Here is a 2371-nt window from a genome sequence, read left to right as displayed (position 1 = left end):
TTGTTACTTTTCACCTCTTAGGTGATTTTTGTTTTTTCGTCGAAACAATTGTAACAACTGGAGGTTCTTTTGTTTATAGGCTTTCTATTTAGGAATTGGCGACGCGACCCCAAATTGCCGTCGAAACTCGACGTCAACAACTATAAAGTTCAGCTTGCCAAAGTGGAATCTAAAGCGAGAACTATGCATACAAATGGAATACGATGCCAACACTAAAAGTTATTCAAAAGTTTGGTTGCTAGAATCATTGTCTGATGGCGGTGTACAAAAAAGGGACATGCTGGATTCCAAATATAATGGTACATTATCTATCCCTACGATTGCGATAACTCGTGCAGTTACCGATTTTTTAATCAGTCTTTATGGAAAAACCAACTATACAGGGATGTATTGCTCCAAATTAGTCTATTCGACTTTTATTTCTTATGTTGATCTTGATTCTAACCGTACCAGTATGCATGTTAAGAATTTTTTCAGCAAAGAAAAGAATGACAGAAATAAAGATGTAACTTATGCCTGGATTGGGGTTTCACCGGACGATATATATTGGTCAAAAAAATTGACTTTGCCTATTGCTTCCTTGGGTTTATTTAAAAATGCGATTTGGTTTGATAAAAATTTGCAAGGTGAGAAAATCATGCCCGCGTCAATTAAATAATTGATTATCAAATATTATCCCCTATGTTTATTTCATAGGGGATAATATAATATAATATATTCTGGATAATAAAAATGAAATTAAAAACTAGCATTAAACAATTGATATGTTTATTCTTTATTTTTTTAATAATGAATTCATTTTCATTGGTCAATTCTGAAATACTCTATAGCTACGGTAACTATAATATTTACAAAATTGATTCCGATAAACAACAAATCAAAACAATATTTCACTTTAATGAAGATGGCAGGCATAACATAGGTGCATCTATTGATTCTAAGGGAAATATTTATGTTCTCATAGCTCTACCTTTTTTGTTCGCGGGAGCATTTTATTTGTGCTGCTGCTTTGGGCAAAGATGGAATCCTTTTGTTGCACCTTTACCTTGGGTAGTATTTGAGTTACTGGCTTCTAATTATATTTTGCATTTCCCAGCAAGTATGTCATTGACACAGTCTTTTTCCAGCCCCTATTTATTAACAGCTAAAATAGGGGGCGGTATTGGCATTTCATATTTAATATTATTAAGTAATTTTTTATTAGCCAGTAAAAAATATAGTATTAAGATTAAACTTGTCAGGAAAAGCTATAAGTATTGGTAAATTATTTCTGGCAATTTTTTTCTTGATTGCTGGTGTAATGTTTATAAAATATTAGATTAAGGAGAATAAGATGAAAAGATCAATAAGTTTATTAATTATAGCAACGGGGTTACTAACGACAACAGGTTTTGCAGATACAAAAGACAATCTACCTACTATGCAGGAAATACTCAAAACTCATAGATATGAAGATAAAATAGATAGGGATATCAATTCAACTGCTTTTTATTCAATGGCATTAATATATACACCTTTAGTTTTTGCAAAAGATGATATTAATAGATCGTCTGGAATTGTTGGGGTGGCTTTATCGGCTGGACTGGGTTGGTTTTACCAAAATATGGATAAAGGGCTTTTTGAAAAGTCCTATGATTCATATCTAAAAAAAATTAAACCTGAAATGGAAGAGAAAGAAAAGGATGAAATAGCATATTCGGAATTAAAACTTATCTCAGATCAACATAAAACTATGAGGTTGACAGGATCATTAGTGTTCGCTGGACTTGGAGGATTGATGGCAGCTACGGACTTTAACAACAGCGGAGATATAGCAGATGGTCAGGATAACGCTGAATATATTAGGCTATCTGGTTATGGTTTTATGTTGTGGGGATTATACGAAGCTATCTGGGGGACTACGCTATTTGAAGAAATTGTAACAAAATACGAAGCAAATAAATCAAAAGAAAATATTAAAATATCAGTTAATCCAGGTTCTGATTCTATTGCATTACGCGGCTCATACAGTTTTTAATATATAAACCTTACCTGATGCCATAGTTTTTATTGATTATTAGCTCATAACAAAAATCATATAGCAGGTAATCATTGTCTAAATAGCAGTATGTTATTAATTATCGCGACCTCATTAATAATGCTTGCGTATTCCGGCGAAACTACCCACCCGAATCCGGGCAAACTACCCAGTGTCATCGTAGCGTAGCGACGATAATAAATATTGTACCTGTTAAGTGGGTAGTTTGGAAGGATTTAGTTTCTTTCTCATAGATTCTCCTCGTATAATACGTTTCAGAATGGTTAGTCAGATCGGCAAATATTGCATTGATCTATAGACTAAACATTTAACAAGAGAAGTCCCTATATTATA

Annotated in this window: 3 protein-coding genes; all 3 read left to right on the top strand. The window is 33.0% G+C overall.

Features of this window, described 5'->3' with window-relative positions:
• Positions 1–193 precede the first annotated feature (193 nt).
• The 3 genes from DKM50_01020 to DKM50_01010 all read left to right on the top strand — a co-directional run bounded on the left by DKM50_01020 (position 194) and on the right by DKM50_01010 (position 2017).
• Entirely contained in the window at positions 194–658 is a 465-nt protein-coding gene (locus DKM50_01020) for a hypothetical protein (protein PZM83891.1), read from the top strand.
• Between the two features lie 74 nt (positions 659–732).
• Positions 733–1263 (top strand): hypothetical protein, encoded by a 531-nt coding sequence (locus DKM50_01015; protein ID PZM83890.1) that lies wholly within the window; start codon positions 733–735, stop codon positions 1261–1263.
• A 70-nt stretch (positions 1264–1333) separates the two neighbouring features.
• Entirely contained in the window at positions 1334–2017 is a 684-nt protein-coding gene (locus DKM50_01010) for a hypothetical protein (protein ID PZM83889.1), read from the top strand.
• Positions 2018–2371: the final 354 nt, after the last annotated feature.

The organism is Candidatus Margulisiibacteriota bacterium, from assembly GCA_003242895.1.
In the GTDB taxonomy this organism is placed as follows: Bacteria; Margulisbacteria; Riflemargulisbacteria; order GWF2-39-127; family GWF2-39-127; genus GWF2-39-127.
The sequence above is the reverse complement of the archived record's forward strand: the minus strand, read 5'-3'. Positions and strand labels throughout refer to the sequence as shown.

Coding starts and splice junctions, on each gene's coding strand:
- DKM50_01020 (PZM83891.1), top strand. CDS start 194: ATGGAATACGATGCCAACACTAAAAGTTATTCAAAAGTTTGGTTGCTA.
- DKM50_01015 (PZM83890.1), top strand. CDS start 733: ATGAAATTAAAAACTAGCATTAAACAATTGATATGTTTATTCTTTATT.
- DKM50_01010 (PZM83889.1), top strand. CDS start 1,334: ATGAAAAGATCAATAAGTTTATTAATTATAGCAACGGGGTTACTAACG.